This is a genomic window from Streptomyces sp. SID5910 (assembly GCF_009862125.1).
In the GTDB taxonomy this organism is placed as follows: Bacteria; Actinomycetota; Actinomycetes; order Streptomycetales; family Streptomycetaceae; genus Streptomyces.
Genome location: NZ_WWHX01000970.1, coordinates 1 through 7,539, shown reverse-complemented (window position 1 = coordinate 7,539; position 7,539 = coordinate 1). Strand labels below are relative to the sequence as shown.

7 protein-coding genes are annotated in these 7,539 nt (G+C 71.5%); 5 read left to right on the top strand and 2 right to left on the bottom strand.

Annotated features, from left to right (window positions below):
• Positions 1-62: 62 nt before the first annotated feature.
• Complete coding sequence (locus GTW67_RS34850) at positions 63-1,199, top strand: hypothetical protein (RefSeq protein ID WP_161168720.1); 1,137 nt, start codon at positions 63-65, stop codon at positions 1,197-1,199.
• Here GTW67_RS34850 and GTW67_RS34845 read toward each other — a convergent pair whose 3' ends face one another.
• Positions 1,200-1,664 (bottom strand): ATP-binding protein, encoded by a 465-nt coding sequence (locus GTW67_RS34845; protein ID WP_346010816.1) that lies wholly within the window; start codon positions 1,662-1,664, stop codon positions 1,200-1,202.
• 92 nt (positions 1,665-1,756) lie between these two features.
• Here GTW67_RS34845 and GTW67_RS34840 point away from each other — a divergent pair, with 92 nt between their 5' ends.
• The 3 genes from GTW67_RS34840 to GTW67_RS34830 all read left to right on the top strand — a co-directional run bounded on the left by GTW67_RS34840 (position 1,757) and on the right by GTW67_RS34830 (position 4,508).
• Positions 1,757-2,605 carry a Scr1 family TA system antitoxin-like transcriptional regulator gene (locus GTW67_RS34840; protein WP_161168719.1) on the top strand — a complete coding sequence of 283 codons (849 nt, stop codon included), beginning with the start codon at positions 1,757-1,759 and terminating at the stop codon, positions 2,603-2,605.
• Positions 2,565-2,768 carry a DUF397 domain-containing protein gene (locus GTW67_RS34835; RefSeq protein WP_161168718.1) on the top strand — a complete coding sequence of 68 codons (204 nt, stop codon included), beginning with the start codon at positions 2,565-2,567 and terminating at the stop codon, positions 2,766-2,768. Before GTW67_RS34840 ends, GTW67_RS34835 begins: the two co-directional genes overlap by 41 nt.
• A 99-nt stretch (positions 2,769-2,867) precedes the next feature.
• On the top strand, positions 2,868-4,508 hold the full coding sequence (locus tag GTW67_RS34830; RefSeq protein WP_161168717.1) for an MFS transporter: 1,641 nt from the start codon (positions 2,868-2,870) through the stop codon (positions 4,506-4,508).
• Here GTW67_RS34830 and GTW67_RS34825 read toward each other — a convergent pair.
• On the bottom strand, positions 4,459-6,561 hold the full coding sequence (locus GTW67_RS34825; RefSeq protein ID WP_161168716.1) for a phosphatase PAP2 family protein: 2,103 nt from the start codon (positions 6,559-6,561) through the stop codon (positions 4,459-4,461). The two genes, GTW67_RS34830 and GTW67_RS34825, sit on opposite strands and share 50 nt — an antisense overlap.
• Positions 6,562-7,048: 487 nt before the next feature.
• On the opposite strand from GTW67_RS34825, the gene GTW67_RS34820 reads away from it, so the two are divergent.
• Positions 7,049-7,539, top strand: a 491-nt coding sequence (locus GTW67_RS34820) for an MFS transporter (protein WP_161168715.1), incomplete at its 3' end; no start/stop codon positions are given.

Genomic DNA, 7,539 nt, shown 5'->3' with positions numbered 1-7,539 from the left:
ACGCCCCCCCACATCGCCACAAGGCACCTTTCCCTTCACCCGAGAAAGCAGGAAAACGGGGCATGGCAACACGTAGAGGATTTCTGGGCACCGCGTCGGCCGTCGGGGCGGCGACCTTACTGACGGGCCAGACCGCCTCCTCCGCCTCGGCGGCCACCACCGGCACCACCGCGACCGACCAGAAGGCCGCACGCGACGCGATACGCGCCGTCAACGCCAAGATGCGCGCCAACTACGCGACCCTGAAGAGCGAACTGACCACTCAGCTCAGCCCGGTCGTCGTCGTCTCCAACAACGCGGTCGGCGGACGCTTCACCCTCATCAACAACGGCAAGCAGGTCGAGACCGTCGACCCGGTCCCCGAGTACTTCGAGCTGGCCAAGTCGATCGCCCACGTACCCCTGGGCGTCTTCTCGGTCCTCGCCTCCTACCTCAGCGACCAGGTCCCCAACATCCCCAACGCCGCCCGCATCGACCCGCACGACCTCGACATGGTCGTCACCAAGGCACCGGGCGACAAGGGCTGGATCACCCCGCTCAACGCGTTCAAGACCACGCTCCAGACGGCCTACACCAAGCTCGGCACGGCAAATCTTCCGCTCGACCTCGAGAACTCCTGCGACAAGATCCTCAGCGAGGCCGTCAAGTTCATCGACGCGTCCGTCAAGGCGCAGTCGTTCGACATGGTGTCGTTCAACCGGTTCGCCGCCACGGTCTACCCGGCCATCCGCGTCAACATGACCTTCGCCGCCACCGCGCAGAGCACCGGCATCGAGGGCCTGATGAAGCGGTGGCGCACGCTGATCGGCGAGGCCGCGTGGAGCAACCTCTACGTCACGGTGCTGTCGATCTGGACCACGGCCGAGCTGAACCAGGCGTCCATCATCATCCGCCGCACCATGAACCAGGCCAAGGTGAACACCCACCTGATCGACCTGCCGACCGTGGAGACCCCCTCGGACCCGATCGCCGTGGCCCTGGACAACCTGGCCCGCATCGTCCAGGACAACGTCGCCGCGGAGATGGTCTTCAACACCGACCTCAAGGTCGCCGACGCCCTCAAGGGCAAGGAGGACCTGCTCTCCGACGAGATCCTCCAGCAGATCGGCGGCACGGCACCCGTCGCGAAGACGGCCGGTTTCGCCGCGACGGCGGCGGCCGGCACCTGCCCGATCACCGGGCACACCGCGGCGGTGTGATCACCGGGCGTCCCCCGCTCCCGGGGCGGGGGACGCCTCCGACGCCTCCTCGCACTCGAACCACACCGTCTTGCCGCGGCCCGGCCCCGGCCCCACGCCCCACTTGTCGGCCACCGCGTCCAGCAGCACCAGCCCCCGCCCGCCCTCGGCGTCGTCCGGCACCTCCTCGGCCAGGCGCGGGCGCCGCGGACTACCGTCCGTCACCTCGACCCGGACGCCCGCCCGGTCCGCCCGCCGCAGCAACAGCAACGTGCAGCGGCGGTCCGGGACATGGCGTACGACGTTGGCCAGCAGCTCGGTCACGCCCAGCTCCACGGCATCGGTCAGCACGGTGAGTTCCCACTCGGCGAGATACGAGCGGACGATGCGCCGGACATGGCGGGCCGAGTGCGCGCCGGCGGTGAAGCGCATCGTGTACTGGTCCGCGCGGGGGCCCATCAGGGTCGGGGGAAAGTAATCGTTCACAGCACGAGCGTGACGGCGGGCGACTACCCTGGGCTACCGGACGAATACAACCGGTCCCCCAGTGGGCCGAGTCGCGCGAGAGGGGCCGCTGCGTGACCCACATCAACATCCTCGACCCGGGCGCCTCGCCGCTCGACTACTACGGCTTCGAGCTGCGCCGGTACCGGGAGGCCGCGGGACTGACCCAACGGCAGCTCGGCGACATCGTCAACTACACGGGCTCGCTGATCGGCCAGATCGAAACGGCGAGGAAGTTGCCGACGCGGGAGTTCAGCGAGCGGGTGGACGCGGCGCTGGGGACGGGTGGGTTACTTTCGCGGCTGGTCACGCTGGTGTTGCGCAGCCAACTCCCAGCGTGGTTTCAACAAGTGGCCGAGTTGCAGGCGAGGGCGACGGAGATCTACTCGTTCGAGACGCAAATGATCCACGGTCTCCTTCAGACCAAGGCGTACGCGCGGGCCGTCCTGGGCGTGCTGGACCGGGACAACCTCGATGACCGCACCGCCGTGCGGATCGCCCGCCAGGCCATCTTCGAGAAGGAGGAGCCGCCGGTCTTCTGGGCCGTGCTCAGCGAAGCCGCGCTCCACCAGGAGATCGGCGGCAGGGAGGTCATGCAGGAGCAACTGGCCCATCTGTTGGCCTTCGAGAGCGAACCACGGATCAACATCCAGGTACTGCCGTTCGCGGCGGGTGCGCACGCGGGACTGCAAGGCTCGTTCGACATCTACCGTTTCGGGAGCGACCCCACCATTGTCTACACCGAGGGATACGGAAGCGGGCATCCGGCCGCCAACCCAGACACCGTCAAGAACTGCTCACTCCGTTACGATCATCTCCAGGCATCCGCGCTCTCCCTCAGGGACTCGGCGGAGCTGATCCGGCGCTTGATGGAGGAACGCGATGGAAAGCAAGCCGACTCTGACGGGGATCCAGTGGCGTAAGTCCAGCTACAGCGGCGACCAGGGCGGGAACTGCGTCGAGGTCGCCGAGCTGACCTCCGCCGTCGCCGTCCGGGACTCCAAGAACCCGGCCGGTCCCGCCCTGGCCCTCACCCCCGCCACCTTCACCACCTTCATCGACTGGGCGGCCACCACCGCCAACTGACCCGGGCCGGGGTCCGATCAACGTTTCTGTTCGATTTATCGTCTTCGCACATGCGTCCACACCGGACGCTCCTGACGAAGCCGAACGGAAACCCCGACCGTGGTCCCTGCCGATCTCACCGTCTCCCGGCCCGACCAGCGGTCGGACAGACGCCCGGACAACGCGCCGCGCGCCTTCTGGTACCGGCACCGCGTCCCGCTGCTCGCGACGCTGCCCACCCTCCCCCTGTACGGGGTGTGGTGGGCTTTCCTCGCCACCGGCGGCGGTGACCTGGCCGCGCAGTACACGTGGGCGGACTTCGCGGCGCAGCACGGCGGTTCGGCGTACGGCCTGTTCTGGTACGGCGGCATGCACACCGCCAACTACAGCGTCATCTCCCCGTACTTGATGGCCGCGCTCGGCGTCCGCACGGTCACCGTGGCGGCGGGGCTCGCGTCCTCCTGGCTGGCGGCCGTGCTGATCAGACGGGCCGGGGTGCGCCGGCCGCTGTGGCCCGCGCTGCTGGCGTCGCTCGCGCTGTGGTGCGACGTCGCCTCGGGGCGGACCACGTTCGCCCTGGGCGTCGCCTTCGGGCTGGCCGCGTGCGTGCCGCTGGTCCGCGAGCGGCGGCTCGCGCTGGCCACCTCGTACGCCGCGCTGGCGACGCTGGCGTCCCCGGTGGCGGGGCTGTTCCTGGCCGTGGTCGGAGCCGGGTTCCTGCTGGTGCGGGACTGGGGGCGGGCCCTGGTGCTGCTGATACCGCCCGCCGCCGTCGTCGGGCTGACCACGCTGTTCTTCCCGTTCACCGGGGAGCAGCCGATGCCGGCGGACCGGATCTGGCAGCCCGCCGTGCTCGGGCTGGCCGTCGCCGTGCTGGTGCCGCGCACCTGGCGGGTCGCCCGGTGGAGCGGCGCCGTGTACGCGGTGGGGACGGTGCTGACGTATCTGATCGCCTCGCCCGTCGGGACGAACGTCGAACGGTTCGTGGAGCTGTTCGCGCCCGCCGCGCTGCTCGCCGCCCTGTTCTCCGTGCCCCGGACGCGCCGGGTCGCGCACACGCTGCTGGTCGTCGCGCTCGTCTTCTCCGTCGGGTGGGTGGGGAAGAAGACCGTGGACGATCTGCGGGTCTCCACGGCGGTGCCCGCCTGGGCCGCCGAGACGGACGGGGTGGTACGGGCGCTGAAGGGACTCGGGGCCGACCGCACCCGCGTGGAGGTCGTACCCGCCCGCAACCACCGCGAGGCCATGCGGCTCGCCCCGCACATCAACATGGCGCGCGGCTGGAACCGGCAGCTCGACGTCGAGCGCGGCCGTCTCTTCTACGACGGCAGCTTCTCCCCGGCCGCCTACCGGGCCTGGCTGGACCGCTGGGCCGTCGGTCTCGTCGTCCTGCCGCTCGGCCGACCCGACGGCCCGGCCAAGGCGGAGGCGGCACTCGTGCGGGACCCGGCGCTGCGGCCCGGGTGGCTGGAGCCCGTCTGGCAGGACGAGCACTGGCAGGTCTACCGGGTGCGGGACGCCGTACCGCTCGTCTCCGCTCCGGGCACGGTCGTGACGAGCAGCGGCGTCGATCTGGTGCTGCGCGCGGAGCGGCCGGGCCCGGTCACCGTGCGGGTCGCCTGGTCGCCGTGGCTGCGCACCGACGGCGGGTGCCTGACCCGGGACGGCGAGTTCACGCGGCTGACCGTCCCGGCGGCGGGCGAGTACCGGCTCAGCTCGGCGTACCTTCCTTCGCCGACGACGACGCCGGACCGCTGCTGACCTCGCCGGCCGGGGGGCGGGGGACCGTGGCCGGGGTCTGCGCGGCGGCCGTCACCGTACGCGCCCGGGGGCCCTGGAACAGGTACGCCAGCCCGAAGCCGCCGCCGACCACGAGCGCGCCGCCCACCGCGTCCAGCACCCAGTGGTTGCCGGTCGCCACGATCGCCGAGACCGTGAACAGCGGATGGAGCAGGCCGAGGGCCTTCATCCACACCTTCGGGGCGATGACCGCGATCGCCAGCCCGCACCACAGCGACCAGCCGAAGTGCAGCGACGGCATCGCCGCGTACTGGTTGGTGAGCGCCGTCAGCGTGCCGTAGTCGGGCTGGGAGAAGTCCTGCACGCCGTGCACCGTGTCGATGATCCCGAGCCCCGGCATCAGGCGCGGCGGGGCCAGCGGGTACAGCCAGAAGCCGACCAGGGCCAGCAGGGTGGCGAAGCCGAGGGAGGCGCGGGCCCAGCGGTAGTCGACCGGGCGGCGCCAGTACAGGACGCCGAGCACGGTCAGCGGGACGACGAAGTGGAACGACGTGTAGTAGAAGTCGAAGAAGTCCCGCAGCCAGCCGACCTTCACCACGGCGTGGTTGACCGCGTGCTCGATGTCGATGTGCAGGAAGCGTTCGAGGTCGAGGATCTGATGGCCGTGCTCCTCCGCCCGCGCCCGCCCGGCCGAGTTGCTGCCGCCGGTCGCCGCGAGCCTGACCTGGGAGTAGGCGGCGTAGGTGACGCGGATGAGGAGGAGTTCGAGGAGGAGGTTGGGGCGGGTGAGGACCCGGCGCAGGAAGGGCAGCAGGGGGACGTGCTTGAAGCGGGTGGGGACGGGCGCCGCGTGGCTCGTCGGGAGCGGGGTGTCGTAGTACGGGGAGCTGCGGGGCAGGAACGGCACGGCGACGGCCGCGGCCAGCGCCGCGAGGAGGACGACGTTGTCCCGCAGCGGGAACAGGGTCGCCATGTTCGGCAGCATCATCTTCGCGGGCAGCGTCATCACCAGGACGACGGCGACCGGCCACACGTACCGGTCGGAGGCGCGCTTGCCGACCCGGCCGACGACCGCGAGCAGCACCCACAGCAGCTGGTGCTGCCAGGTGGTCGGCGACACGGCGACCGCCGCGCAGCCGGTGACGGCGACGGCGAGCAGGAGCTGCCCGTCCCGGGCGTAGCGCACGGCCCGGCGCAGGGCGAGGACGGCGACGGCGGCGCCGAGGACGAGGAAGAGACCGATCTCCAGGGGCCCGGAGAGACCGAGCCGCAGCAGGGCGCCGTGCAGGGACTGGTTGGCGAGGTCGTCGGCCGCGCCGCCGAGCCCGACGCCCGCGAGGTGGTGCACCCAGTAGGTGTAGGAGTCGTGCGCCATCGCGGCCCAGGCGATCGCCGTGCAGGCGGCGAAGGCGGCGGCCGTGGAGGCGGCGGCGCGTCTGCGGTCGGTGAACCACAGCAGGGGCACGAAGAGCAGCACGGTCGGCTGGAAGGCGGCGGCGATGCCGATCAGGGCGCCGCCGGCGCGTTCGCCGTGCTCGCCGCGGACGGCGAAGCAGCCCAGCAGGACGAGGAGGACGGGCAGGATGCTGGTCTGGCCGAGCCACAGCGCGTTGCGCACCGGCAGCGACAGCATCAGCAGGCTGATCGCGACGGGCGCCGCCAGCAGCGCCGTACGGCGGCCGACCGGCCGGGGCAGGGCGCGGGCGGCGACCAGGCCGAGGGCGACGACGAGGAGGAGTGAGCCGAAGGTCCAGCCCCAGCCGAGGGCCTGTTCGGCGGCGCGGGTGAAGGGCTTGAGGACGAGGCCGACGAAGGGGGTGCCGGTGAACTGCGTGGAGTCGTAGAGCGAGCCCTCCACGTGCAGGACTCCGTGCTCGCCGACCCAGGTCTCCAGGTCGGTCAGCCGTTCCCCGCGGGGGGTGCCGAGGACCGCGGCGAGCTGGCGCACGGCGAGGACGGCGGCCACCAGCCACAGTCCGAGGCGCGCCGCGCGCAGCCGTGCTCTGGTCGCCGCGACGGCCGGTGCCGCTCCGAAGGCATCCGCCGGCCGCCCACTGTGCTCCGCATTCGCCACGCCCCGCGGCCTCCCGCCCCGCTCGCCCGCGCACCCGTGTGCGCGGTGCCGTCCCTGCGCACCCTACGAGGGCTCGCACCGCCCCCTGGGGGAGACGCAGGAAACCCCTGTCCCGCCTGACCGCCGTCCGGCATCGGCGCCGGTCGAGCGGCCCGTTGGCCGCCCTTTTGTCCGCATGACGATAGTCCGGTCCCACTTCGGGTGGCTCGCGCCCCCTCCCGGCACCCCCTCCCCCGACCCGGGCGGAGCGAGAAGGATCACAGGTCAGGGGCGCAGGACGCGCTCCGTACCGAAGAGACGTCCCTGCGTGCACGTCATATTGATGCAGTGAGCAACGAACAGTTTACCGGGCGTAAGCGGCACACCACCGCCTATGGTCGCTTTTCGGCCAGTGGCGCGTTGCCGCGGGCCCCTTCCGACCCGGCGACAGCGCCGCCGTGCGGGTCGCGGTGTCCCTGTCCCCGTCGAAAGGTAGGCGAGCGGAGCTTTGTCGGCTGCCACCGTCGCATCCCCCCTGTCCCTCGAGAAGCCGGGCCGCTCCGGCGCGGGCGTCACCGCCACCGACCCGGCACTCGTCCGACGCGCCGTGAAGGCGGCGGCGCTCGGCAACGCCATGGAGTGGTTCGACTTCGGCGTCTACAGCTACATCGCCGTCACCCTCGGCAAGGTCTTCTTCCCCTCGGGCAACCCGACCGCCCAGCTCCTCTCCACCTTCGGTGCCTTCGCCGCCGCGTTCCTGGTCCGGCCGCTCGGCGGCATGGTCTTCGGTCCGCTCGGCGACCGGGTCGGGCGGCAGAAGGTCCTCGCCGTCACGATGATCATGATGGCGGCGGGCACGTTCGCGATCGGCCTGATCCCGTCGTACGCGACGATCGGCGTGTGGGCGCCGGTGCTGCTGCTGGTGGCCCGCCTGGTGCAGGGCTTCTCGACCGGCGGGGAGTACGCGGGCGCGTCCACCTTCATCGCCGAGTACGCGCC

Coding starts and splice junctions, on each gene's coding strand:
- GTW67_RS34850 (WP_161168720.1), top strand. CDS start 63: ATGGCAACACGTAGAGGATTTCTGGGCACCGCGTCGGCCGTCGGGGCG.
- GTW67_RS34835 (WP_161168718.1), top strand. CDS start 2,565: ATGGAAAGCAAGCCGACTCTGACGGGGATCCAGTGGCGTAAGTCCAGC.